Raw genomic sequence first — 24,889 nt, 5'->3', positions numbered from 1 at the left:
CACCGTCCGGCCAACTCGCCCGCGCCACCAGCCGGCCAACCGACCCGCCCGGGTGGCTGGAGACCCGCTCGCGCCGCCCGTCGGCTGATCGCATCGCGCGCTCGGAAAGCCGCCGACGGCGATCGCCCCCGCAGGTCGCCCGGCCTCTCTGCCGACGGTGAACGGGCGGTGCGCGGGTGGGGAAACTCATGCAGGCACGTGCACCGTCTCCACCCGGCTCGCCACCAACCGCTCCCGCTCCCGCCGAACCGCCCGCCCCCGCAACCGCAGAATCTGGCTCACCCCCAGCGCCTGCAGCACGAACACGCACGAGAAGGCCACCGCGTAGTTGTCGCCGGTGGCATCCAGCAGCACCCCCACCGCGAACAACGTCGTCATCGAGGCCGTGAAACCACCCATGTTGGTGATCCCGGACGCGGTCCCCTGCCGCTCCGGCGGATTCGCGGGACGCGCGAAGTCGAAGCCGATCATCGACGCCGGCCCGCACGCCCCCAGCACCGCGCACAGCACCACCAGCAGCCACATCGGCGCATGGTCGGCCGGATACACCAGCGTCGCCGCCCACACCACGGCCGTCGCCCCGACCGTACCCAGCACCAGCGGCAGCCGCGCCGCGTGATGCCGGGCGACGATCTGACCGTAGACGAGGCCGACCACCATGTTGCAGAGGACGACCAGGGTCAGCAGCTCACCGGCCGTGGCGCGGGACAGCCCCTGCGCCTGGACCAGGAACGGCAGCCCCCACAGCAGCAGGAACACCATCGCCGGGAACTGGGTGGTGAAGTGCACCCACAGACCCAGCCGGGTCCCCGGCTCCCGCCAGGACGCGGCGATCTGCTTCCGTACGTACGCCGCCCCCTGGTGCGGGAAGGGCTCGGGCTCGTACCCCTCGGGGTGGTCCTTCAGGAACAGGAACACGAGGACCAGGACGACCGCCCCGGCCAGCGCGCTGCCCGCGAACGCCGGGGTCCAGCCGATGCCGTGCAGCAGCCGGGCCAGGAGCAGCGTGGAGACGAGGTTGCCGGCCATGCCGGCCAGACCGGCGAGCTGGGCGACGAGCGGCCCGCGCCGGGCCGGGAACCAGCGGGTGCCCAGCCGCAGCACGCTGATGAACGTCATCGCGTCACCGCAGCCGAGCAGCGCGCGCGAGGCGAGCGCGGTGCCGTACGACGGGGAGAAGGCGAAGCCCAGCTGCCCGGCGGTGAACAGCACCGCGCCGATGGTCAGCATCTTCTTCGTGCCGAGGCGGTCGACCAGCAGACCGACGGGTATCTGCATGCCGGCGTAGACCAGCAGCTGGAGGATCGAGAACGTGGACAGCGCCGAGGCGCCCACGTGGAAGCGGTCGGCGGCGTCGAGGCCGGCGACCCCGAGGGACGTACGGAAGATGACGGCGACGAAGTAGACCGAGACGCCGATGCACCAGACGGCGACGGCCCGGCGGCCGCCCGGCGGGTCACCGGGGAGCGACGCGCTGCCGCGGCTCATCGGACCTCACCCCGCGCCAGGTGCGCGAACCAGTCGACGTGCCGGTGCACAAGCTCGACCGCGCGGTCGGCGTCCCCGGCGCGCAGCGCGTCCAGGATCTCCTCGTGCTCGGTGAGCGACTTGGCGATGCGGTCGGGGTGCGCGTGCATGATCGCGACGCCCATCCGCAGCTGGCGGTCGCGCAGCTGGTCGTAGAGGCGGGAGAGGATCTCGTTGCCGCCGTCGCGGACGATCGCCGCGTGGAAGCAGCGGTCGGTGACGGCCGCGGCGGCCAGGTCACCGGCGGCGGCCTCGGCCTTCTGCCGGTCGAGCAGTTCCTGAAGCCGGGTCACGAGCCCCGCGGACGCCGGTACGGCCTTGCGCACCGCGTGTTCCTCGACCAGCATCCGGGTCTCCACCACGTCCGCGATCTCCTGCGCGGAGACGGGCAGCACCATGGCGCCCTTCTTCGGGTAGAGCTTGATCAGGCCCTCGGCCTCCAGGCGCAGCAGCGCCTCGCGGACGGGGGTGCGGGAGACCCCGACGGCCTCGGCCAGCTCGCCCTCGGTGAGGAGCGTGCCGCCTTCGTAACGGCGGTCCAGGACGCCTTGCTTGACATGGGAGTAGACACGGTCGGCGGCGGGGGGCTGCTTGACGGCCAGGCTCATGCCCACAGCTTAGATACAACACGTACGCAAGTAGCCCGCTCGTCCAGCATCCGGACGTGATGTAGATCGCCCTCAGCAACCGCACAACCATCTGTGCTACTTACGTGTCACACACGTGCGGCCCCACCCGCTTTGGCACCCCCAACTCGGCCGCACTCCAGGGGCATTACGACTCGACTCGACTCGGGGTATTTCAGTTGATTACCGGTATTAAGGGCACCAGCTTCCGCAGGGCCGTCGCCGTCGCCGTCACGTCCGGCGCGATGCTCGCCACCGGCGCCCTCACCGCGGCTCCCGCGCAGGCCGTCACCGCGCCCACGATCGTGGCCAAGGGTGGCTACGTCATGAACAACGCGAACGCGAAGACGCTGTACACGAAGAAGGCGGACACCGAACTGTCCACCGGCTCCACCACGAAGATCATGACCGCGAAGGTCGTGCTCGCCCAGTCGAACCTGAACCTCGACAAGAAGGTGACGATCCAGAAGGCGTACAGCGACTACGTCGTCGCCAACAACGCCTCCCAGGCGCACCTGATCGTCGGCGACAAGGTCACCGTCCGCCAGCTGCTGTACGGGCTGATGCTGCCCTCCGGCTGCGACGCCGCCTACGCGCTCGCGGACACCTACGGCTCGGGCACCACCCGCGCCAAGCGCGTCGCCAACTTCATCTCCAAGATGAACACCGCCGCGAAGAACCTGGGCCTGACCCACACCCACTTCGACTCCTTCGACGGCATCGGCAACGGCAACAACTACTCGACGCCGCGCGACCTGACGAAGATCGCCAGCAGCGCGATGAAGAGCTCCACGTTCCGCACGGTCGTCAAGACGAAGAAGTACACGGCGAAGACGATCACCAAGACCGGTTCCACCCGCACCATGGGTGCCTGGACCAACACCAACACGCTGCTCAGCAGCTACAGCGGCGCCATCGGCATCAAGACCGGCTCCGGCCCCGAGGCCAAGTACTGCCTGGTCTTCGCCGCGACCCGGAACGGCAAGACGGTCATCGGCACCGTCCTCGCCTCCTCCTCGATCACCCAGCGCGCGACGGACGCCACGAAGCTCCTCAACTACGGCTTCTCGACGATCTGATCCGACGCGACCCGACGCGACCTGGCTCGACTCGAACCGAGTCGAGCCGAGTCGAGCCGGCGAAAGGCCCGCCGCATCCCATGCGGCGGGCCTTTCGCGCGGTACGGCCCCTGTGGCCCTCAGGCCCAGGTGATCAGCCGCTTCGGCTGCTCCAGGACCGCCGCGATGTCCGCCAGGACCTTGGAGCCCAGCTCGCCGTCGACCAGACGGTGGTCGAAGGACAGGGCCAGGGTGGTGACCTGGCGGGGCTTCACCTTGCCCTTGTGGACCCAGGGCTGGAGCTTGATCGCGCCGACCGCGAGGATCGCCGCCTCGCCCGGGTTGAGGATCGGCGTGCCTGTGTCGATGCCGAAGACGCCGACGTTGGTGATGGTCACCGTGCCGCCCTGCATCGCGGCGGGTGACGTCCTGCCGTCCCTGGCCGTGGAGACCAGCTCACCGAGCGCCTCCGCCAGCTGCGGCAGCGTCTTCGCGTGGGCGTCCTTGATGTTCGGCACGATCAGGCCGCGCGGGGTGGCCGCGGCGATGCCCAGGTTGACGTAGTGCTTGAGCACGATCTCCTGGTTCGCCTCGTCCCAGGACGCGTTGATGTCCGGGTTGCGCCGGATCGCGACCAGCAGGGCCTTGGCGATGAGGAGGAGCGGGTTGACCCGGAGGCCCTGCAGGTCCTTGTCCTGCTTCAGCTCCTCGACCAGCTTCATCGTGCGGGTCACGTCCACCGTCACGAACTCCGTGACGTGGGGTGCCGTGAACGCCGAGCCGACCATCGCCGCCGCCGTCGCCTTGCGGACACCCTTGACGGGGACGCGGGTCTCGCGTGCGGTGTCGTGAGAGACCACGGCAGGGGTCACGGCGATCTCGGGGGCCGTCGGCTGCGGCACCGCCGTCGGTACGGCCGTCGCCGGCGTCACCGCCGCGTGCACGTCCTCGCGGGTGATGACGCCGTCCGGGCCGGACGGGGTCACCGTGGCCAGGTCGACGCCCAGGTCCTTCGCCAGCTTGCGCACCGGCGGCTTCGCCAGCGGGCGGGAACGCTCCTCCACGGCCGGGGCGGGGGCGGGAACGGGGGCGGGGACCGGAGCAGGGCCGTGGCCGTTCAGCTCCTTGTGGACCGCGGCCTGGGCCGCCGCCTCGGCGACCGTGACCTCGGGGCCCTTGCGCGGGCGGCGCTTGGTGGAGGAGGCCGCCACGCCGTAGCCGACCAGGACCGGCTGGCGGCCCTGCGGCTTCTCCTCCGGCTCCGGGGCCGGAGCGGACTCCTGCACGGGAGCGGGGGCGGCCACGCCGCCCGCGACGTCCACCGCGATGATCGCCGTGCCCACATCCACCGTGGTGCCCTCGGCAAAGCGCAGCTCGCGGACCACGCCGTCGTAGGGGATGGGGAGTTCGACGGCCGCCTTCGCCGTCTCCACCTCGCACACCACCTGGCCGTCGGTGACCGTGTCGCCGGGCTGGACGTACCACTTGAGGATCTCGGCCTCGGTGAGCCCCTCGCCCACGTCCGGCATCTTGAACTCGCGTACGGACGCTTCCGTCATCGTCGTCACGACCCTCTCCTCAGTACGCCAGGGCACGGTCGACGGCGTCGAGCACCCGGTCAAGGCCCGGAAGGTACTCCTCCTCCAGGCGGGCCGGCGGGTAGGGGGCGTGGTAGCCGCCGACCCTGAGGACCGGGGCCTCCAGGTGGTAGAAGCAGCGCTCGGTGATGCGGGCGGCGATCTCCGCGCCCGAACCGAAGAAGACCGGCGCCTCGTGGACCACGACCAGCCGGCGGGTCTTCTCCACCGAGGCCTGGATCGAGTCGAAGTCCATCGGGGAGACGGACCGCAGGTCCAGCACCTCCAGGGACTTGCCCTCCTCGGCGGCCGCGTCGGCGACCTCCTGGCAGAGCTTCACCATCGGGCCGTAGGCGACGAGTGTCAGGTCGGTGCCCTCGCGGACCACGCGCGCCTTGTGCAGCGGGCCCGGGATGGCCTCCGTGTTGACCTCGCCCTTGTCCCAGTAGCGGCGCTTGGGCTCGAAGAAGATCACCGGGTCGTCGCTCTGGATGGCCTGCTGCATCATCCAGTACGCGTCGGAGGAGTTGGAGGGGGAGACGATCTTCAGACCCGCCACGTGCGCGAACAGGGACTCCGGGGACTCGGAGTGGTGCTCGACCGCGCCGATGCCGCCGCCGTAGGGGATGCGGACGACGACCGGCATCTTGACCTTGCCCAGCGAGCGGGCGTGCATCTTCGCGAGCTGGGTGACGATCTGGTCGTACGCCGGGAAGACGAAGCCGTCGAACTGGATCTCCACCACCGGCCGGTAGCCGCGCAGCGCGAGGCCGATCGCGGTGCCGACGATGCCGGACTCCGCGAGGGGGGTGTCGATGACGCGGCTCTCGCCGAAGTCCTTCTGCAGGCCGTCGGTGACCCGGAAGACACCGCCGAGCTTGCCGACGTCCTCGCCCATGACGAGGACCTTGGGGTCCGATTCCAGCGCGCGGCGCAGCGACTCGTTGATCGCCTTGGCCAGAGCCATCTTCTCCGCTGCCATGATCAGGCCCCCTCTACGTCCGCGAACGACGCCTGGTAGGCGGCGAACTGGGCTCGTTCCTCGTCGACGAGCGCATGCCCGTCCGCGTACACGTTCTCGAAGACGGCGAATTTGTCCGGGTCCGGCATGGCCCGTACCGCTTCGCGCACTCGCCTGCCCAACGCCTCGGACTCGGTCTCCAGTTCCGCGAAGAATCCCTCGTCCGCGTGGTTTGAGGCCTCCAGGTACCGGCGAAGGCGCAGGATCGGGTCCTTGGCCTCCCAGGCCTCGCGCTCCTCGTCGGCCCGGTACTTGGTCGGGTCGTCGGAGGTGGTGTGGGCGCCCATCCGGTAGGTGTACGCCTCGACGAGCGTCGGGCCCTCGCCGCTGCGGGCGCGCTCCAGCGCCCACTTGGTGACCGCGAGGCAGGCCAGCACGTCGTTGCCGTCGACCCGGACGCCGGGGAAGCCGAAGCCCTGGGCGCGCTGGTAGAGCGGGACACGGGTCTGCTTCTCGGTCGGCTCGGAGATCGCCCACTGGTTGTTCTGGCAGAAGAACACGACCGGGGCGTTGTAGACCGCGGAGAAGGTGAACGATTCGGCGACATCGCCCTGGCTGGAGGCGCCGTCGCCGAAGTAGGCGATCACCGCGCTGTCCGCGCCGTCCTTGGCGACGCCCATCGCGTAGCCGGTGGCGTGCAGCGTCTGGGAGCCGATGACGATCGTGTAGAGGTGGAAGTTGTTGGTGTTGGGGTCCCAGCCGCCGTGGTTGACGCCGCGGAACATGCCCAGCAGGTTGGTCGGGTCGACCCCGCGGCACCAGGCGACGCCGTGCTCGCGGTAGGTCGGGAAGACGTAGTCGTCCTCGCGGGTGGCCCGGCCGGAGCCGATCTGGGCGGCCTCCTGGCCGAGCAGGGACGCCCACAGGCCCAGCTCGCCCTGGCGCTGCAGGGCGGTGGCCTCGGCGTCGAAGCGGCGGGTGAGCACCATGTCGCGGTACAGGCCGCGCAGCTCCTCGGGGGTGATCCCGGCGACGTACGCGTCGTACTCGGCGTTCTTGACCCGCTTGCCCTCGGGGGTCAGCAGCTGGACGAGCTCGGGATCGGTGCTCTTCTTCGAGGTGGTGCGGCTGGTGGTGCGCTTGGTGCCGGTCTTGCTGCCGGTGGTACCGGCTTTGCCTGCGGCGCTGCGTCGCGGTTCGCTCGCGGCACTGCTGTCCACGGTCACGTGTGCTCCTCCGTCGGTCCGGCCCCCGGGGTTGCCGGGTGAACCAGTGCGGCTCACCTGCTTCCGACACCCGTGGCACGGGGTGTGTGCCACTCGGCCGGGAACAGGCGTGACAGGTGCCCCGGCGAGCGCCCTGCAACATGCACGTTACCCAGTGCTCCACATTTCTGTGAAACCCCTTCTGACCTGCGTTTTTGCTTGGAAATCCAAGTACTTTTTGCTTGGGTTTCCTAGTAAATCGACGCGGGCCGGAAGGTCGCTGGTCAGAGCCTTGCAGGAGGCCGGAGCAACGGCACGTTATCCCGCCGCCCAGGGCCACGGGAAGACATCGAGGGGCCCGATCCGCTCGCCGGGCACCGAGCGCGGCGCCGCGACCCTACGCCGCACGGCGCGCCCCCGGGGCGCGTCTTTCGCACCGGCATTCGCCACGGTGCACCATGTGACCAAAAGCGACCACCGATGACTGCCTGCGACAACGCCCAGCTCACAGGGCTGGAGCTTGCTCTAACATCTGCCGCGTGCCGCGCTCTTGTTTACCACCCCCCGTGCCTCACGCGCCCCCTCTGGGCGCCCTGCTCCGGCTGTACGCCGCCGGTTCCGCGCTCGCCTGCGAGCCGGTCGAACAGGGCCTGCTCAACCGCGGCTACCGCCTCCGCACCACCCGCGGCCGCTACTTCCTGAAACACCACTTCGACCCCGACACCGCGGACCCGGCCGCCATCGAACGACGTCATCTGGCCACCCTGCGGCTGGCCGCCCTGGGTGTCCCGGTCGCCCCGCCCCTCGCCCACCGCGACGGCCGTACGGTCGCCGTCGTGGGCGGCCACGCCTACGCCCTGCACCCCTGGATCGACGGCCGGCACCGGCACGGCGGACAGCTCACGCGCGGGGAGTGCGCCCGGCTCGGCGCGCTCCTCGGTGCCGTGCACGCCTGCCTGGAGCGGGTGATGCCGCCCAAGGGGCGCACCCGCCCGGCCACCAGCCCCCATCCGGTCGAGAGCGCCGACCCCGCCGACACCTTCGCGCTCATCGACGACCTGCTCGCCCAGGTCAGCCGGCACCGCCCCGCCGACGCCTTCGACGAACTCGCCCGGCACCGGCTGCTCGAACGCCGTGCGCTGCTGGAGCAGCACAGCGCCCGGCGCCCGCCGCGCGGCGCCTCGGTGGGCTGGGTACACGGCGACTTCCACCCGTTCAACCTGCTCTACAAGGACGACGCACCCGCCGCGATCGTCGACTGGGACCGGCTCGGCGTGCAGCCCCGCGCGGAGGAGGCCGTACGCGCCGCCGTGATCTTCTTCGTCCGCCCGGCGGGGGCGCTCGACCTGCGGAAGGTGCGGGCGTACGCGCGCGCGTACCGGCGCGCGGCCGGGGCCACGCCCTCGGAGCTCGCGGCGGCCGTGCACCGCGTGTGGTGGGAGCGGCTCAACGACTTCTGGATGCTGCGCTGGCACTACGAGCGCGGCGACACCCGCGCGGACCCCCAGTTCCCGGCCGCCTCGGCACTCGCCGTGTGGTGGACCAGGGAGTACGACGCGGTGTGCGACGCCTTCGTCCAGTAGCCGGTGACCGGCAGCTGGTGGCCGACACCCAGCGACTGGTGGTCGGCAGCCGGTGGCGGCCGGTCAGCCGAAGGGCGTCGCTGTCCTTCAACCGCCGCCCAGGCCGGTGCCCTCAATGGTGTTGCCGCCGTCGCCGCTGCCGCCGTCCGTGCCGGTCGTGTCCGAGGGGTCCGTCGCCGGAGAGCTCTCGGTGTCGGTCGGCTGCGAGGCGCTCGCCGTGTCGCTCGGCTCGTCGCTCGGCTCGCTGCTCTGCGTCTCGGACGGGGTGTACGACGGGGTCTGCGACGGCGTGTAGTCCGAGTTGTCGTCGCTGCCGGTGCCGCTGGTGTCGGTCTCCGTGTCCGTGGCCGTGTCGCTGGCCTCGTCGGACGGGCTCGCGCTGGCCGTCTCGTCCTTGGTGGTCTGCGAGGTGGTCGGCGACTGCGTCGTACCCGTGCCGCCGTCCCCGCCGCCACCGCCGTTGTTCAGCGCCAGGGCGACGCCCGTCGCGATGGCGATCACCGCGAGGACGGCCAGGATCCACAGCTTGCCGCGGCCGCTGCCCCGGTTGCCGTGCCCCTCGAAACCGCCGTCGTCGCCGCCTCCGTAGCCGCCCGGCAGGATCGGCTGCGGGATCTGCGTGGTCCCGGCGGCGGCCGCCGGGTGCGGCATCACGGTCGTCCCGGCGAAACCGGCCGCCTGGGTGTTGCGGCCGTCGTGCACGGTGACCGGCCCGGTGTTCCAGGTGCCGGTGTGGCTGCCCTGGTCGTACAGCATCTGCAGGCCGTACTGGACCAGGCCGCGCATCTCCTCGGCGGTCTGGAAGCGGTCGTCGGGCTCCTTGGCGAGCGAGCGCATGACCAGGCCGTCCAGCTCCGGCGGGGCGGCGCCCTCGGAGGTCTGGGACGGCGGCATCGGGATGTCCTGGACGTGCTGGTAGACCACGGCCAGCGGGGTCTCGCCGATGAACGGGGGCCTGAGGGCGAGGAGTTCGTAGAGCAGGCAGCCGGTGGCGTACAGGTCGGAGCGGTGGTCGACGGCCTTGCCGAGCGCCTGCTCCGGGGAGAGGTACTGGGGCGTGCCCATGACCATGCCGGTCTGCGTCATCGTCGTGGACGCGCCGTGCAGGGCGCGGGCGATGCCGAAGTCCATCACCTTGACGGCGCCGTTGTGGGTGATGATCACGTTGGCCGGCTTGATGTCACGGTGCACGATGCCGTGCTGGTGCGAGTAGGCCAGCGCCTCGAGGACACCGGAGACGATGATCAGGGCCTGCTCGGGGCCCGGCGCCTGGGCGTCGATCAGCAGCTCGCGGATGGTGCGGCCCTCGACCAGCTCCATCACGATGTACGGCACGGACTGGCCGCCGACCACGTCCTCGCCGGAGTCGTAGACCGCCACGATCGCGTGGTGGTTGAGCCCGGCGACCGACTGGGCCTCGCGCGTGAAGCGGGCCTTGGAGACCGGGTCCTCGGCGAGGTCGGCGCGGAGCAGCTTCACGGCCACGGTGCGGCCGAGCCGTACGTCCTCGGCGGCGAACACCTCGGCCATGCCGCCCCGGCCGAGGCGGTGGGTCAGCCGGTACCGGCCGTCGCCGACCAGGCCCTGGTTGCCCCACATCTCCGGCGCGTCTGACATGCCGCCGCCAGTCGCCTCGGGGTCGGACGGGCCCTGGGCGCTGTGCGTCTGTGCCATCGGTCCTCGCCGTCGTTTCTGCCCGCGGTGCGCGCGGTGTTGTCACGGTCTCCGTCGGCCACGCTACAGCCTCCGCGCAACCCGTCGGTCCGGGTTCCGGCCCGTGGACGGACCGGCCATCAAACCCGTACCACGCACTCTCGTGCAAATTCTGTGTACCGGACGTACGGCCGCTGTAACGCTTCCACGACTCTTCCTTCGCGTACGGTCACGGAACGGGCACCGCGCTTGACGTGTCAGTGCCCTCCGGCAGACTTGGCCGGGAATGAGACATGCGATCAACAAAGGTGCCTGAGTGCCGGGCGGGGGACGGGAAAAATGAGCCAGGACGGCACACACGGCCGCTATACGGGGTGGGCTCTGGCCGGTGGCCGCTACCAGCTGCGCGACCTGCTCGGCGAGGGCGGCATGGCCTCCGTGCACCTGGCCTACGACGCGGTCCTGGACCGCCAGGTCGCGATCAAGACCCTGCACACCGAACTCGGCCGGGAACAGGCCTTCCGCGAGCGCTTCCGCCGCGAGGCCCAGGCAGTGGCCAAGCTCACGCACACCAACATCGTCTCCGTCTTCGACACCGGCGAGGACGAGGTGGACGGCTCGACGATGCCGTACATCGTCATGGAGTACGTCGAGGGCCGCCCGCTCGGCTCGGTGCTGGAGGAAGACGTACGGCAGTACGGCGCGATGCCCGCCGACAAGGCGCTGAGGATCACCGCCGACGTGCTGGCCGCGCTGGAGATCAGCCACGAGATGGGGCTGGTCCACCGCGACATCAAGCCCGGCAACGTGATGATGACCAAGCGCGGGGTCGTCAAGGTGATGGACTTCGGCATCGCCCGCGCCATGCAGTCCGGGGTCACCTCGATGACCCAGACCGGCATGGTCGTCGGCACCCCGCAGTACCTCTCCCCGGAGCAGGCCCTGGGCCGGGCCGTGGACGCCCGCTCCGACCTCTACTCGGTCGGCATCATGCTGTTCCAGCTGGTCACCGGGCGGCTGCCGTTCGACGCGGACTCGCCGCTGGCCATCGCCTACGCGCACGTCCAGGAGGAGCCGGTCGCGCCCTCCTCGATCAACCGCGCCCTTCCGCCGGCCGTGGACGCGCTGGTCGCCCGCGCGCTGAAGAAGAACCCGAACGAGCGCTTCCCGACCGCCGAGTCCATGCGCGACGAGTGCCTGCGGGTCGCCGCCTCGCTCCAGCCGGCCGCGCCGAGCATCGTCCCGGGCATCCCGCCGACGCAGAGCGGCGCCGGGGTCGGCTCCGCCGTGTTCCCGCCGGTCGGGCAGGCCACGCCGGCACCTCCCGGGCCCGTGCAGACGCCGTACCAGCCGACACCGGCCCAGGCCCCGGCCCCGCACCCGTACGGCACTCCGCCCCCGCCCCCTGGTCCCGGCCCCGCTCAGGCGTACGGCTATCCGCAGCAGGCGGGGTACCGGACTCCGGCCGGGTACGCCCAGCCTGCGCCGTCGACGCCGCCCCCGTACAACATCACGCCCCAGGCGCCGTCCGGCGGCGGGAAGAGCAACCGGCCGGTGGTCATCGGGTCGGTCGCGGTGTCGCTGGTCGCGGTGATCGGCCTGCTCGTCGCACTGGCGATGAACACCGGCGACGACAGCACCGGCGGCAGCGGTGGCAGCAGTGGCAGCACCGCCAGTGCCTCGGCCTCGCACGCGTCGGGCTACCGCGGTCCGGACACCGCGAAGACCGTCGAGAAGACCGAGTGCACCGAACCCCAGGAGTCCTACGACGACCCGGACAAGATCCAGGTCCCGGACTTCAAGTTCAAGTACATCAAGTCGGTCAAGGAGTGCTTCCAGGCCGCCGGATGGCAGATGAAGATCCTCTCCGTGGACGAGAACACGTACGGCGACGGCACGGTCATGGAGCAGTTCCCGTCCTCCGGCACCGACGTCGACCCGCAGGACATGCCGACCATCGAGCTCAAGGTGTCGACCGGCAACCCGGCGACCGGCTGACGCGAGGCGCGGCAGGAGCACGCGAGGCGCAGCGGCACGCGAGGCGCGGCAGGAAAAGGGCCCGGCGGTCGTACGCCGGGCCCTTCGCCGTCTCGGAAGTTGCAGAGTCTCTAGAGGTAGGGCCCGCCTGAGCGGCCGGCCGGGCCGTGCTCCTCGCCCTCGTGGCCGACGCCCGGCGGCAGCGCGCGCCGCATCTGCTCCAGCTGGGCACGGGCGGCCATCTGCTGGGCGAACAGGGTGGTCTGGATCCCGTGGAACAGCCCCTCCAGCCAGCCCACCAACTGGGCCTGCGCGATACGCAGTTCCGCGTCGGAAGGGGTCGAGTTCTCGGTGAACGGAAGCGAGAGCCGCTCCAGCTCCTCCACCAGCTCCGGCGCCAGACCGTCCTCCAGCTCCTTCACGGAGCTGGCGTGGATCTCCTTGAGCCGGACCCGGCTGGCCTCGTCGAGGGGAGCCGCGCGCACCTCCTCCAGGAGCTGCTTGATCATGCTGCCGATGCGCATGACCTTGGCAGGCTGCTCCACCATCTCCGTCACCGGGATCTCGCGGGAGTCCTCGTCCCCGTTGCCGCCGCCGAGTGCCATCCCGTCCTGGCCCACGACCAGGATCTGGGGATTCTCGGGCGACCGTTCGTTCCTCGGCATCTCCATGCCGCCATTCTCTCGCACCCGTACACCTCACCACCGTGGTGCCCCCCATGGGGGCTGATCCACCTTTCGGAACCGCCCCGGACCGGTCGTAGACCCATCGGCCCAACAAGAAATGCCGTGTTTGTCGGCGAATGTGAGGCTGGTGTGCGTCTGCCTGACGACGACTGTGTTCCAGGAGGTCACCGACGTGGCTCCAAGGCTGCGACTCCCCCGCGCCGCCACCCGGCCGCCCGCGGCACGCCCGCTCGGCCGTCTGCTGCTCGCCCTGGCGGCGGCCCTGCTGCCGTTGCTGCCGTGCGGCACCGCCGTCGCGTACGACCCCGAGCCGCTGCCCTCGGACTCCGCCAGCGCCTCGGCCACCCCCGAGCCGTCGCTGGCCGGCACGCTGGCCGGTGAGGGCCGGATGCGGCCGGGGCGGCCCCAGGGACCGGCGACGAAGGTCGAGAGCCAGGACGCCGACGACCCGGACGAGCCTGACGACCCCGACAGGCCCGACAGGCCCGACGAGCCCGACGGCGAGGGGACGGCCACGGAGCCTGCATCGAGCGGGGCCGAAAGCCCGGCGGGCACCACCTCCGCACCGCCGCCCCGGGAGGCCTTCCTGGCCCCGACCTCGCCCCAGCCCCAGCCCGCGGGCCAGGCCATGGGCACGGGTCAGGACGACGGCACCGAGCCCATGCTGCACATCCTTCCGCTCGGCAGCGGCCTGGTCCTGATCGGCCTCGGGCTCGGCCTCGCCTTCGTCGGCTTGCGGCTACGACGGGGATAGCGCGGGTACGGGACCGCGGGTACGGGCCGCGCCGGCACGTCGGTGTCCGCGGCGGCGGTGGCGTTACCGGGTGACCAGCAGGACCTTGCCGATGTGCTCGCTGGCCTCGACCACCCGCTGGGCCTGTGCCGCGTCCGCCATCGGCAGTTCCCGGTCGACGACCGGGCGGACATGGCCCTGGGCGATCAACGGCCACACGTGCTCCCGCACCGCCGCGACGATGGCCGCCTTCTCGCCCAGCGGCCGGGCACGCAGCGAGGTCGCACTGATCGCGGCCCGCTTGCCGAGCAGCGCACCGATGTTCAGCTCGCCCTTGACACCGCCCTGCAGACCGATGATCGCGAGCCGTCCGTTGACCGCGAGCGCCTGCACGTTCCGGTCCAGGTACTTGGCACCCATGTTGTCGAGGATGACGTCGGACCCCACGCCGTCGGTGGCCTGCTTCACCTCGGCCACGAAGTCCTGCTCGCGGTAGTTGACGAGGATGTCCGCGCCCAGCTCGGCGCAGAAGTCCAGCTTCTCCTTCGTGCCCGCGGTGACCGCGACCCGGGCACCGACCGCCTTGCCCAGCTGGACCGCCATGGTGCCGATGCCGCTGGAGCCACCGTGCACGAGAAGGTTCTCGCCGGGGCGCAGGTGAGCGATCATGAAGACGTTCGACCAGACCGTGCAGGCCACCTCGGGCAGCGCGGCGGCCTGCTTCAGGTCCACGCCCTCGGGCACCGGCAGCAGCTGCCCGGCCGGCACGGCAACCTTCTCGGCGTAGCCACCGCCCGCGAGCAGCGCGCACACCTCGTCGCCGACCGACCAGCCGGAAACGCCGGAGCCGAGCTCGACGATCCGCCCGGAGCACTCCAGACCGGGGTACGGGGAGGCACCCGGCGGCGGGTCGTAGTAGCCCTGCCGCTGCATGATGTCGGCGCGGTTGACGGCGCTGGCCACCACCTCGACCAGCACTTCGCCCTCACCGGGCACCGGATCGGGCACCTCGTCCCACACCAGCGCCTCGGGCCCACCAGGTTCGGGAATCGTGATCGCATACATGCGGCCGACGCTACTCCCCGCATGTCCGGGCCCCGCCGGTGACGTCACCGGCCGCTCGCCCGGTCAGGCGCGGGGCAGCGGTCGTACGTCCGGCGCGATCCGGTTGCCCGGCGAGGCCCGCACGATCGTGATCAGCCGGTCCGTCGGCTCGATCGTGCCGACGGCCGGATCGTCGTACCCGAGCACCCGGTGTCCGCGTACGACGCTCACCACCAGGTCGGCCGTCTCGCGGGGGGTCCTGCCGACCTCGGCCTTGACCGCCGGGCGTTCCACGAGGTCCAGGCCGCTGCCCTGCTGGATGAGGTCCTCCATGACCATGCCGGCGGCCGGGCTGAGCACGGACAGCCCGAGCAGCCGTCCGGCGGCGCTGGCGCTGGTGATGACGGCGTCGGCGCCGGACTGCTTGAGCAGCGGCGCGTTCTCCTCCTCGCGGACCGCGGCCACGATCTTCGCGGCCTTGTTGAGCTGCCGGGCCGTCAGGGTCACCAGCACGGCCGTGTCATCACGCTGGGTCGCGATGATGATCTGCCGCGCCCGCTGCACCTCGGCCCGCTTCAGCACATCGCTGCGGGTCGCGTCGCCCATGACTCCCGCGTATCCCTCGGCGGTGGCCGCCTCGATCACCTTGGAGCTCGGGTCGACCACGACCACCTGCTCCGCCTTCAGCCCGGTCGCACAGACGGTCTGGATCGCCGACCGCCCCTTCGTCCCGAACCCGATGACGACGGTGTGATCCCGCAAGGCGGACCTCCAGCGGTTCAGGCGCCATTCCTCCCGGGTGCGTTCGGTGAGGACTTCGAGTGTGGTGCCGACCAGGATGATCAGGAACAGCACGCGCAGGGGCGTGATGACGAAGATGTTGGTGAGCCGTGCACCGTCGCTGACGGGGGTGATGTCTCCGTAGCCGGTGGTGGAGAGGGTGACGGTCGCGTAGTAGAAGGCGTCGAGGAGGTCGACGGAGCCGTCGGAGTTGTCGGTGTAGCCGTCGCGGTCGGCATAGACGATCAGCGCGGTGGCGACCAGCACCAGCAGGGCCATGAGCAGCCGTTTGGCGACCTGGCGGATCGGGCGCTCCACCACTTTCTTCGGGAGTTTCACCCGATGGGTCACGAGATGTTCGTCCGCCTGGCGGGCGATGGCGTCATGGCCCGGAAGTTTCACGTGAAACACACCCCGATGCCCGCGGCCGCCCACGGCAGGTCGAGGAGTTCCGTCTCCTCGCCCTGCTGTGCTCCGCCCGGCGGCACGACCGCAAGGGCGTCGGCGGCGGCGATGCCCCGGAGCATGGCCGGGCCGTTGTAGTGCAGCGGGATCGCGGTGTCGCCCCGCAGGACGACCGGGACGAGCCGGGTGTCGTAGGGGTGTCCGTGGGCCGCTTCTGCCAGCGGCAGCGCATACGGCTCGGGGGCCGGGTGGGCGGCGAGGGTACGCAGCAGAGGTTCGGCGAGGGTGAGCAGGCCGGAGACGGCTGCAAGGGGGTTGCCGGGGAGGCCGACGAGGTGCTGGTCCTGCTTGGTGCGGGCCAGCAGCATGGGGTGGCCGGGGCGCACCTTGACGCCGTCGACGAGAAGCTCGGCGCCGATGCGCTGCAGGGTGGGGTGGATGTGGTCGACCGGGCCGGAGGCGGTGCCGCCCGTGGTGATGACGAGATCGGCCGTCGAGGCGGTGATCGCCTTGTACAGGGCCTTGGCGTCGTCGCCGAGCCGGCGTACGGCGGTGACCTCGGCGCCGAGCGCACGCAGCCAGGGCGGCAGCATCGGGCCGAGCGCGTCCCGGATGAGCCCGTCGTGTGGCAGTCCCTCGGTCAGCAGCTCGTCGCCCAGGATCAGGACTTCGACGCGGGGGCGGGGGACCGCGGTGACGGTGTCGTACCCGGCGGCCGCGGCGAGACCGAGGACGGCCGGGGTGGCGAGGGTGCCGACGGGCAGCAGCTGGTCGCCGCTGCGGCACTCCTGACCGCGCGGCCGGATGTCCTGGCCGTGGATCACCTCACGGGTGGGGTGCAGCCGGCCCTGGGCGTCGAGACGGCCGTGCTCGCTGCGGAGCACCGCGGTGGTGTCCGCCGGGATCCGGGCCCCGGTGGCGATACGGACCGCCTCGCCGTCCGTGAGCGGCTCGGGCTGCGCGTGCCCCGCCAGCACGCCCTCCGCACGTACGTGCCAGGGGCCGGGGCCGGCGACCGCCCAGCCGTCCATCGCGGAGGTGTCGAAGGAGGGCAGGTCGGTGAGTGCGTCCAGCGGGGCGGCGAGGGTCAGGCCGAGGGCATCGGCCAGGGGTACGGAGACGGGGGCGCGACGGGCGCCGGACCGGGCGGCGCGGGCGGCGGTCTCGCGGGCCCGGGGCCAGGGGGTGGCGCGGTGGCGGTGCGCCGACGGTCCGCCGTGGGTGTGCCCGCGCTGGGCGGATGCGCCGTGGTGGGTGGGCGCGGCGGTCGCGTCCTGCCGGGGCTCCCTGGGCTCTCTCACGAGGGCGAGCGCCTCCTCGACGTCGAGATCGTCGTCGGTGTCCGCGGCGGCGGATGTGCCGGCCCGGGCGCCGGGGGCGGTCATCGGCCGGGCCCGGGGGCTGGGGGCGGTCATCGGCCGGGCCCGGGGGCTGGGGGCGGTCATCGGCCGGGCCCGGGGGCTGGGTTGTCAGGGACCACCTTGCCGGAGCCCGGCCCGTCGGTGGCGGGCTGCTCGGTGGCGGGCTGCTCGGTGGCGGGGTTCTCGGTGAGCCTGTCGGTGGGCTTCTCGGTGGGCTTGTCGGTGGCGGTGTTCGCCTCTTCCGCCCAGCGCAGGGCCAGCGCGACAGCCTTCTGGGCCGCCTCGGCGACCGCTTCGGGGCCGCCCTTGCCCTGTGCGGCCGCGTAGCCGACGAGGAAGGTGGTGAGCGGGGCGGCGGGACGGGCCACGCCGTGCGCGGCGTCCCGGGCCAGGTCGAGCAGGACGCGCGTGTCGACGTCCAGGTCGATGCCCAGCTCGTCCTTGACTGCGGAGATCCATTCATCCAACACGTGTCCATGCTCCCTGATGTGTGCCCTGGCGTCGGCGATGTCGTCCCAGGTGTCGCAGTCGAAGGACGCGAGGGGGTCCGGGACGCGGGTGAGGCTCAGTGCGGCGGTCAGGCGCCGCAGGGGGAGGCCGGTGAGGCCGTTGTCGCCACCGGTGCCGTTGCCTTCGGCGAGGGCCGAGAGGGCGTGGCGCAGCACCGCTGTCCGGTAGGCCGCCACGAGGGGTTGGTCCCTGCCGTCGGCGTCGGTGAGCAGCGCGGCGTCCGCGCCGGAGGCGCACAGGGCCGACAACAGGCGCCCCACCGTTGCCTCTTCGAGGAACGGGAGGTCCGCGGAGAGTACGACCGCGCAGGCGGCGGTGGTGTGACGCAGGCCGGCGCCGAGGGCGGCGACCGGGCCGCCGCCCGGGGGGTTCTCGCGGGTCCAGTGGACCGGGCGGGAGGTGGGGCGGGGGGCCGCCACGACGACGGTCCGCCGGGCGCCGGCGCAGGCCGCGAGGACGCGGTCGAGGAGGGGGCGGCCGCCCACCCGGACGGAGGGCTTGTCGGCCCCGCCGAGGCGCCTTGCGGCGCCACCGGCCAGCACGATCGCGTCGTAGGGCGGGGGGTCGGTGGCGGTCACCTTTCGAGTATGGGGGGCGTTCTGATCACGGGGAACCGATGGGGGGCGTGGGATCCGCAGGGTGTGGTTGCGGATGTGCGCCCAAGGGGGTGGGGCCGTGGGCACGAGTGCGGGTGCGGGTGCGTCGTGGCCCGCGCGGCGGAGCCGCATATTGATACAGCCCCGCGCCCCTGAGGGGCGCGCTGCAGTCAGAGCGTCCTGAGCAGTACCGTCGGCTGTTCCACGCAGTCGGCGACGTACCTCAGGAACCCTCCCGCCGTGCCGCCGTCGCAGACGCGGTGGTCGAAGGTGAGCGACAGCTGGACGACCTGGCGGACCGCCAACTCTCCCTCGTGGACCCACGGCTTGGCGACGATGCGGCCCACGCCGAGCATCGCCGCCTCGGGGTGGTTGATGATCGGGGTGGAGCCGTCGACGCCGAAGACGCCGTAGTTGTTCAGGGTGAAGGTGCCGCCCGTGAGGTCCGTGGGGGTGAGCGTGCCGGCGTGGGCCGACTCGGTCAGGCGGGCGAACTCCGCCGTCAGGGACTCGGCGTCGCGGGCCTGGGCGTCGCGGACGACGGGGACGACCAGGCCCCGGTCGGTCTGGGCGGCGAAGCCCAGGTGGACGTGGTCGAGCTGGACGATCTCGCGGGCCTCGACGTCGACGTAGGAGTTCAGCTCGGGGTGGCGGGCCAGGGCGGCCGTGCAGATCCGGGCGAGGAGCGCGAGGAGGGAGATCCTCGGGCCCGCCGCCGTGTTCATCGCGGTGCGCGCACGCATCAGCTCGGTCGCGTCGGCGTCCACCCAGCAGGTCGCGTCGGGGATCTCCCGGCGGCTCCGGGAGAGCTTGTCGGCGACCGCGCCGCGGATGCCCTTGAGGGGGATGCGGGTACCGGACGGGGCGGTCACAGGCGGGGCCGGGGTCTTCGGGGCGGCGGCGCGGGCCGCGCTGACCCGCAGGGCGTCCTCGACGTCGGCGCGCAAGATCAGGCCGTCGGGGCCCGAACCGGACAGCCGGCGCAGGTCCAGGTCGTTGTCCCGGGCGAGGCGGCGGACCAGGGGGGAGATCACCGGAACGGGGCCCTCGGTGAGCGAAGCGGGCGGTGCGGGCACGTGCGCGTGGGGGGCCCGGGCCGCTTCCGCGACGGCGGTGTGCGGCGCGGGTCGCGGGTCGCCGCCCCGGTCGGCCGTGCCGTTGGCCCGCTCCGGGGCGGTGTTGCGGATCCGTCGGCGGCGCGCCGGGGGCGTCCCCGTGCCGTATCCCACCAGGACGTTGCCGGAGCCCTCCGGCTCGGGGACCGCGGTGGCCTCGCCGACGGCGACCGTCAGGAGCGGGGCGCCGACGGGCAGTTCGGTGCCCTCCTCGCCGAAGCGGGCGGTGACCACACCGCCGTAGGGGCAGGGGACCTCGACCATCGCCTTGGCCGTCTCGACCTCGACGACCGGCTGGTCGATCGCGACGACCTCGCCGACCTGGACCAGCCAGGTGACGATCACCGCCTCGGTGAGCCCCTCCCCGAGGTCGGGCAGTTTGAACTCCAGCACCTGTGCCATCAGCCCTCGGCCTCCCACTGCAGACGCGCCACCGCGTCCAGGATGCGGTCGACGCCGGGCAGGTGGTGGCGCTCCAGCATCGGCGGCGGGTAGGGGATGTCGAACCCGGCCACGCGCAGCACCGGTGCCTCCAGGTGGTGGAAGCAGCGCTCGGTCACGCGTGCCGCGATCTCCCCTCCCGGTCCGCCGAACCCGCCCGACTCGTGTACGACGACCGCGCGCCCGGTGCGCCGAACCGAGGCGCAGACCGTCTCGTCGTCGAGCGGCACCAGGGAGCGCAGGTCGACGACTTCGAGGTCCCAGCCCTCCGCCTGGGCGGCCTCGGCGGCTTCGAGGCAGACCGGTACGGACGGGCCGTAGGTGATGAGCGTGGCGCTGCGTCCTGTGCGGCGCACCACCGCGCGGCCGATGGGTTCAACGTCCGTCGGGTGCTCGGGGTTCCAGGTGTCCTTGGACCAGTACAGGCGCTTGGGTTCGAGGAAGACGACCGGGTCGTCGGAGGCGATGGCCCGGCGCAGCAGGCCGTAGGCGTCGGCGACCGTGGCGGGGGTGACGACGTACAGGCCGGGGGTGGCCATGTAGTAGGCCTCGGAGGAGTCGCTGTGGTGCTCGACGCCGCCGATGCCGCCGCCGTAGGGGACCCGGACGGTGATCGGGAGGGGCATCCGGCCGCGGGTGCGGTTGCGCATCCGCGACACATGGCTGATGAGTTGCTCGAAGGCGGGGTAGGCGAAGGCGTCGAACTGCATCTCCACGACCGGGCGCAGCCCGTACATGGCCATGCCGACGGCGGTGCCGAGGATGCCGGCCTCGGCGAGGGGGGTGTCGGTGCAACGGGTCTCGCCGAACTCCTTGGCGAGGCCGTCGGTGACCCGGAAGACCCCGCCGAGGGTGCCGACGTCCTCGCCCATGACATGCACGGCGGGGTCGGCGGCCATGGCGTCCCGCAGCGCGCGCGTGAGCGCCTGCGCCATGGTGGCCGGCTTGACGGCGACGGTCGTCATCGGTGGCCGCCTTCCTGGTCCTGCTGCTCGGCGTCCTGCTGCTCGGCCTCCAGTTCGGCGCGGAGCAGGGCGCGCTGTTCGCGCAGTTGCGTGGTGGTCTCGGCGTACACCTGGTCGAAGAGGTGCATGGGGTCGAGTTCGGGGTCGCGGTTCATGCGTTCGCGCAGGTCGGCGGCCATGGTCTCGGCGTCCTCGCGGGCGCGCCGGACGGTGTCCTCGTCGAGCAGGCCGCGGTCGGTCAACTCGCGCTCAAGGAGCAGGATCGGGTCGTGGTCGCGCCAGGCGTCGACCTCGGTGTCGCCGCGGTAGCGGGTGGCGTCGTCGGCGTTGGTGTGGGCCTCGATCCGGTAGGTGACCGCCTCGACCAGGGTCGGGCCGCCGCCCTCGCGCGCGTGGCGTACGGCGTCGGCGAGTACCTCGTGCACGGCGGCCGCGTCGTTGCCGTCGACCAGGCGGCCCGGCATGCCGTATCCGACGGCCTTGTGGGCCAGGGAGGGGGCGGCGGTCTGCTTGGCGAGCGGGACGGAGATGGCGAAGCCGTTGTTCTGGACCAGGAAGACGACCGGGGCCTGCCAGACGGCGGCGAAGTTCAGGGCCTCGTGGAAGTCGCCCTCGCTGGTGCCGCCGTCGCCGACCATGGCGAGCGCGACCACGTCGTCCCCCTTGAGGCGGGCCGCGTGGGCGAGGCCGACGGCGTGCGGGAGCTGGGTGGCGAGGGGGGTGGAGAGGGGGGCCACGCGGTGGGCGTAGGGGTCGTAGCCGGTGTGCCAGTCGCCGCGCAGCAGGGTGAGTGCCTCGACGGGGTCCACGCCCCGGGCGATCACCGCGAGGGTGTCCCGGTAGCTGGGGAAGAGCCAGTCGCGCTCTTCGAGGGCGAGCGCGGCGGCGACCTCGCAGGCCTCCTGGCCGGTGCTGGAGGGGTAGACGGCGAGACGGCCCTGTTTGGTGAGGGCGGTCGCCTGGGCGTTGTACCTGCGGCCGCGCACGAGCTGGGTGTACAGCCGTCGCAGCAGCTCCGGGTCGGCCTTGGCGGCCGACTCCGTTCCGAGGACGCGGTACGGGCGCTCGTCGGGCAGCAGCGGCGCGGGGTCCGTCCGGGGCTGCCAGGCGGGCGGCGGCGACGGGCGGTATGCGCCGCGCTGCTCCATGACCGTCATGACGGCACCTCCTCATGGGGGTGGCTACGGGAGACGGATCGCCTGTGACCCGTCCCACCTACCGATTGTTCGGTCGTCGGCACATTTTGGCTACAGGCGGCTGCAGGCTGTGGACAAACGGTTCTCCACAGCCTGGAATGAACGCAGTACGTCCATGGTAGGGAGGCGGGGGGACATGGCACCTGAACAAATGGCCGAGGGGCCGCAGGATCGCGCCGCGCTGCCGCCCGCGCGCCCGCTGGACGCCATCGATCAGGACATCCTGCAGATCCTCCAGGCGGACGGCCGGGCGTCGATACGGTCGGTCGCCGAACACGTCCATGTCTCGCGCGCCAACGCCTACGCGCGTATCAACCGGCTCATCGAGGACGGCGTGATCCGCGGTTTCGGCGCTCGCGTGGACCATGAGCGGGCCGGCCAGGGCACCTCGGCCTACATCACGCTGAAGATCGTCCAGAACAGCTGGCGCACGGTCCGCGAGCAGCTGCGGCAGCTGCCCGGTGCCTCCCACATCGCCCTGGTGGGCGGCGACTTCGATGTCCTGCTCCTGGTGCACACGCCGGACAACCGGGCGCTGCGCGAGCTGGTGCTGACCCGGCTCCAGGCCATCCCCGAGGTGCTCAGCACCCGCACGCTGCTGGTGTTCGAGGAGGAGGACCTGGAGCCGGAGGGCTGAGGCCGGTCCGGGCCGGCCCGGGACGGCCGCCGGGGTCAGTGCGCGCGCAGGCCGGAGAAGGCGAGTCGCACGACCGCGTCGGAGACCTCGCGCTCGCTCACGCCGTGTCCGTTCGGGCGGTACCACTCCACGATCGAGTTGACCATGCCGAAGACCAGCCGGGTGGCGAGGCGCACCTCGACGTCGCCGCGTATGTCCCCCTCGGCGGCGGCCGCCTTGAGCAGGTCGGCCACCCGGTGGTCGAAGTCCCGGCGCCGCTCCAGCGCCCAGCGCTCGGTGTCGGTGTTGCCGCGCACCCGCAGCAGCAGCGTCACGTACGGCAGTTCGGTGACCAGCACCTCGACCATGCGCCGTACGACGTACTCCAGGCGGTCGGCGGCGGGGCCCACGCGCGCGTGCTCCTCCTCGAGGATCCCGAACAGGCCGTCCAGGGCCCGGCTGACCGCGCGGCGCAGCAGCTCCTCCTTGCCGGAGACGTGGTGGTAGATCGACGACTTGGAGATGCCGGCCGCCTTGGAGAGGTGCTCCATGGAGGTGCCGTCGTAGCCGCGCTCGTTGAAGACCTGGACGGCCACCGAGAGCAGGGTCTCGGGGGTGTAGGTGTCGCGCTTGGCGGTGGTCATGAGGCGCCCTCCCGCTTCTCGGTGGCGTAGGCGTGGCGGTAGAGCGCGAGGGAGGGCGCGTAGCGGCCGCACGGATCGCGCAGGTGCAGGTCGTCGAGGAGGTCGTAGGCGAAGTCGCGGCCGAGGCGGCGGCTCCACTCGAAGGGGCCGAGCGGGTAGTTGACGCCCAGCCGCATCGCGGTGTCGATGTCCTCCTCGGTGGCGACGCCCTTGGCGACGGCGTCGTGCGCGAGGTCGATGACCCGGGCCACCGTGCGGGCGACGATCATGCCGGGCACGTCGCCGATGACACTGACCTGCTTGCCGAGCGCCTGGAAGAGGCCGATGGCCTCGCTGAGGGTCCGGGGCAGGGTCTCGTGGCCCGCGGAGAGGGCGATCCGGGTGGCGCGGCGGTAGTCCAGGGCGAGGTCGAAGTAGACGACGTCCCGGAACTCCACCGAGGTCTGGCCGTCGGCGAGGACCAGCTGGCCGCCGCTGGGCAGGACCAGGCGGGTGCCGTGGTCCTCGTCCTCCTCGCGGACCTGGATGCCCGCCTCGCGGATCATCGCGAGCACGTCGGCCGCGGGGCCCAGGCCGCCCTCGGCGACGACGTAGGCGGGCCGGTCGGCCGGCTCGGCGGTGTGCGGCTCGACGGGCTCGGCGTCGTCCGCGTAGTCGTACCAGCCGTGCCCGGTCTTGCGGCCGAGCCTGCCGGACTCGACCAGCCGGCGCTGGGCCAGGGAGGGCGCGAAGCGGACGTCCTGGAAGAAGGCCTGCCACACGGAGTGCGTGACGGACTCGTTGACGTCCTGGCCGATCAGGTCGGTCAGTTCGAAGGCGCCCATCCGGAAACCGCCGCACTCGCGCAGCACCGCGTCGATGGTGGCCGGGTCGGCGGCCTGCGCCTCGTGGACCGCGAAGGCCTCGGCGTAGAAGGGCCGCGCGATGCGGTTGACGATGAAGCCGGGGGTGTCCGCGCAGGCGACCGGCGTCTTGCCCCAGGAGCGGGCGGTCTCGTACGCGCGCGTGGCGGACGTGACGTCGGTGGCGAAGCCGGAGACGACCTCCACCAGCGGCAGCAGCGGGGCCGGGTTGAAGAAGTGCAGGCCGACCAGGCGGGAGGCGCTGCGCAGGGCGCCGCCGATGGCCGTCACCGACAGGGACGAGGTGTTGGTGGCGAGCAGACAGTCCTCGCCGACGATGTCCTCCAGGGCCCGGAAGATCTCCTGCTTGGCCTCCAGCCGCTCCAGCACGGCCTCCACGACCAGCGTGCAGTCGGCGAACTCGGCGAGTTCACCGGCGGGCACCAGCCGGGCGCGGGCGGCGTCGCGGGCGGCGGCCGTCATCCGGTCCTTCTCGACGAGCCGGTCGAGGCGGGCGCCGATCGCCGCGGCCGCCTCCCCGGCCCGCCCGGGGACGGTGTCGTACAGCCGGACGGGATGGCCCGCGACGAGTGCGACCTGGGCGATGCCCTGGCCCATGGTGCCGGTGCCGACGACTCCCACGGTGCTGCTGAGGTCGAGTGCTGTCATGTGCGCGATCCTCCCGCACGGGGTTTTCCACAGATGCGGCAGGCCCCCTTGTCCCGACCGATCGTTCGGTTACTCTAACTCTGTCCGGCCGTTTCCGCCCAGGTCATGAGCTTCGAGGG

General features: G+C 72.0%; 21 protein-coding genes. 5 read left to right on the top strand and 16 right to left on the bottom strand.

Annotated features, from left to right (window positions below):
* Positions 1–186: 186 nt before the first annotated feature.
* Both ABZ887_RS10250 and ABZ887_RS10245 read right to left on the bottom strand, forming a co-directional pair.
* Positions 187–1,488, bottom strand: a complete 1,302-nt coding sequence (locus ABZ887_RS10250; RefSeq protein ID WP_361285546.1) for an MFS transporter — start codon at positions 1,486–1,488, stop codon at positions 187–189.
* Positions 1,485–2,135 (bottom strand): GntR family transcriptional regulator, encoded by a 651-nt coding sequence (locus ABZ887_RS10245; protein ID WP_361285543.1) that lies wholly within the window; start codon positions 2,133–2,135, stop codon positions 1,485–1,487. Before ABZ887_RS10245 ends, ABZ887_RS10250 begins: the two co-directional genes overlap by 4 nt.
* Before the next feature lie 197 nt (positions 2,136–2,332).
* Between ABZ887_RS10245 and ABZ887_RS10240 the strand changes: the two genes are divergently transcribed.
* Positions 2,333–3,232, top strand: coding sequence for a D-alanyl-D-alanine carboxypeptidase (locus ABZ887_RS10240; protein WP_361285540.1), 900 nt, complete (start codon positions 2,333–2,335; stop codon positions 3,230–3,232).
* Between the two features lie 119 nt (positions 3,233–3,351).
* On the opposite strand, the gene ABZ887_RS10235 is transcribed toward ABZ887_RS10240, so the two are convergent.
* The 3 genes from ABZ887_RS10235 to pdhA (ABZ887_RS10225) are packed head-to-tail and all read right to left on the bottom strand — an operon-like array spanning position 3,352 to position 6,975.
* On the bottom strand, positions 3,352–4,779 hold the full coding sequence (locus ABZ887_RS10235) for a dihydrolipoamide acetyltransferase family protein (protein WP_361285537.1): 1,428 nt from the start codon (positions 4,777–4,779) through the stop codon (positions 3,352–3,354).
* A 10-nt stretch (positions 4,780–4,789) separates the two neighbouring features.
* Positions 4,790–5,770, bottom strand: a complete 981-nt coding sequence (locus ABZ887_RS10230) for an alpha-ketoacid dehydrogenase subunit beta (RefSeq protein ID WP_361285534.1) — start codon at positions 5,768–5,770, stop codon at positions 4,790–4,792.
* Positions 5,771–5,772: 2 nt separating this feature from the next.
* The gene (gene pdhA / locus ABZ887_RS10225) at positions 5,773–6,975 is read right to left on the bottom strand and encodes a pyruvate dehydrogenase (acetyl-transferring) E1 component subunit alpha (RefSeq protein ID WP_361285531.1); all 1,203 of its coding nucleotides are present in this window, start codon (positions 6,973–6,975) and stop codon (positions 5,773–5,775) included.
* A 545-nt stretch (positions 6,976–7,520) separates the two neighbouring features.
* Between pdhA (ABZ887_RS10225) and ABZ887_RS10220 the strand changes: the two genes are divergently transcribed.
* Positions 7,521–8,537 (top strand): phosphotransferase, encoded by a 1,017-nt coding sequence (locus tag ABZ887_RS10220; RefSeq protein ID WP_361285528.1) that lies wholly within the window; start codon positions 7,521–7,523, stop codon positions 8,535–8,537.
* 87 nt (positions 8,538–8,624) lie between these two features.
* On the opposite strand, the gene ABZ887_RS10215 is transcribed toward ABZ887_RS10220, so the two are convergent.
* Positions 8,625–10,211, bottom strand: a complete 1,587-nt coding sequence (locus ABZ887_RS10215) for a protein kinase (RefSeq protein ID WP_361285525.1) — start codon at positions 10,209–10,211, stop codon at positions 8,625–8,627.
* Between the two features lie 318 nt (positions 10,212–10,529).
* On the opposite strand from ABZ887_RS10215, the gene ABZ887_RS10210 reads away from it, so the two are divergent.
* Entirely contained in the window at positions 10,530–12,188 is a 1,659-nt protein-coding gene (locus tag ABZ887_RS10210) for a protein kinase (protein WP_361285522.1), read from the top strand.
* 110 nt (positions 12,189–12,298) lie between these two features.
* Here the strand turns inward: ABZ887_RS10210 and ABZ887_RS10205 are convergent, their stop codons facing one another.
* Positions 12,299–12,838, bottom strand: coding sequence for a bacterial proteasome activator family protein (locus tag ABZ887_RS10205; RefSeq protein WP_181808180.1), 540 nt, complete (start codon positions 12,836–12,838; stop codon positions 12,299–12,301).
* A 187-nt stretch (positions 12,839–13,025) separates the two neighbouring features.
* On the opposite strand from ABZ887_RS10205, the gene ABZ887_RS10200 reads away from it, so the two are divergent.
* Positions 13,026–13,607: a hypothetical protein gene (locus tag ABZ887_RS10200; RefSeq protein WP_361285518.1), complete on the top strand. Its 582-nt coding sequence runs from the start codon at positions 13,026–13,028 to the stop codon at positions 13,605–13,607.
* Between the two features lie 63 nt (positions 13,608–13,670).
* On the opposite strand, the gene ABZ887_RS10195 is transcribed toward ABZ887_RS10200, so the two are convergent.
* The 7 genes from ABZ887_RS10195 to pdhA (ABZ887_RS10165) form a co-directional block, all read right to left on the bottom strand.
* On the bottom strand, positions 13,671–14,651 hold the full coding sequence (locus tag ABZ887_RS10195) for an NAD(P)H-quinone oxidoreductase (RefSeq protein WP_361285515.1): 981 nt from the start codon (positions 14,649–14,651) through the stop codon (positions 13,671–13,673).
* Between the two features lie 63 nt (positions 14,652–14,714).
* The gene (locus ABZ887_RS10190) at positions 14,715–15,812 is read right to left on the bottom strand and encodes a potassium channel family protein (protein WP_361285512.1); all 1,098 of its coding nucleotides are present in this window, start codon (positions 15,810–15,812) and stop codon (positions 14,715–14,717) included.
* Complete coding sequence (locus tag ABZ887_RS10185) at positions 15,809–17,200, bottom strand: molybdopterin molybdotransferase MoeA (RefSeq protein WP_361285798.1); 1,392 nt, start codon at positions 17,198–17,200, stop codon at positions 15,809–15,811. The genes ABZ887_RS10190 and ABZ887_RS10185 overlap by 4 nt, the downstream gene beginning before the upstream one ends.
* Positions 17,201–17,256: 56 nt before the next feature.
* Complete coding sequence (locus ABZ887_RS10180; protein ID WP_361285509.1) at positions 17,257–18,264, bottom strand: NTP transferase domain-containing protein; 1,008 nt, start codon at positions 18,262–18,264, stop codon at positions 17,257–17,259.
* 188 nt (positions 18,265–18,452) lie between these two features.
* Positions 18,453–19,799 carry a dihydrolipoamide acetyltransferase family protein gene (locus ABZ887_RS10175; protein WP_361285506.1) on the bottom strand — a complete coding sequence of 449 codons (1,347 nt, stop codon included), beginning with the start codon at positions 19,797–19,799 and terminating at the stop codon, positions 18,453–18,455.
* Complete coding sequence (locus tag ABZ887_RS10170; protein WP_361285503.1) at positions 19,799–20,803, bottom strand: alpha-ketoacid dehydrogenase subunit beta; 1,005 nt, start codon at positions 20,801–20,803, stop codon at positions 19,799–19,801. Before ABZ887_RS10170 ends, ABZ887_RS10175 begins: the two co-directional genes overlap by 1 nt.
* A complete protein-coding gene (gene pdhA, locus ABZ887_RS10165) occupies positions 20,800–21,960 on the bottom strand; it encodes a pyruvate dehydrogenase (acetyl-transferring) E1 component subunit alpha (RefSeq protein WP_361285500.1) in 1,161 nt (386 codons plus the stop codon). The genes ABZ887_RS10170 and pdhA (ABZ887_RS10165) overlap by 4 nt, the downstream gene beginning before the upstream one ends.
* 190 nt (positions 21,961–22,150) lie before the next feature.
* Between pdhA (ABZ887_RS10165) and ABZ887_RS10160 the strand changes: the two genes are divergently transcribed.
* Positions 22,151–22,636: an Lrp/AsnC family transcriptional regulator gene (locus ABZ887_RS10160; RefSeq protein ID WP_361285795.1), complete on the top strand. Its 486-nt coding sequence runs from the start codon at positions 22,151–22,153 to the stop codon at positions 22,634–22,636.
* 35 nt (positions 22,637–22,671) lie between these two features.
* Here the strand turns inward: ABZ887_RS10160 and ABZ887_RS10155 are convergent, their stop codons facing one another.
* Together ABZ887_RS10155 and ABZ887_RS10150 are read right to left on the bottom strand one after the other, a co-directional pair.
* A complete protein-coding gene (locus ABZ887_RS10155; protein WP_361285497.1) occupies positions 22,672–23,259 on the bottom strand; it encodes a TetR/AcrR family transcriptional regulator in 588 nt (195 codons plus the stop codon).
* Complete coding sequence (locus ABZ887_RS10150) at positions 23,256–24,770, bottom strand: 3-hydroxyacyl-CoA dehydrogenase (RefSeq protein ID WP_361285494.1); 1,515 nt, start codon at positions 24,768–24,770, stop codon at positions 23,256–23,258. Before ABZ887_RS10150 ends, ABZ887_RS10155 begins: the two co-directional genes overlap by 4 nt.
* Positions 24,771–24,889 lie beyond the last annotated feature (119 nt).

It is taken from the genome of Streptomyces sp. NPDC047061 (genome assembly GCF_040643955.1).
In the GTDB taxonomy this organism is placed as follows: Bacteria; Actinomycetota; Actinomycetes; order Streptomycetales; family Streptomycetaceae; genus Streptomyces.
This window is presented reverse-complemented; position numbering and strand designations above follow the sequence as displayed.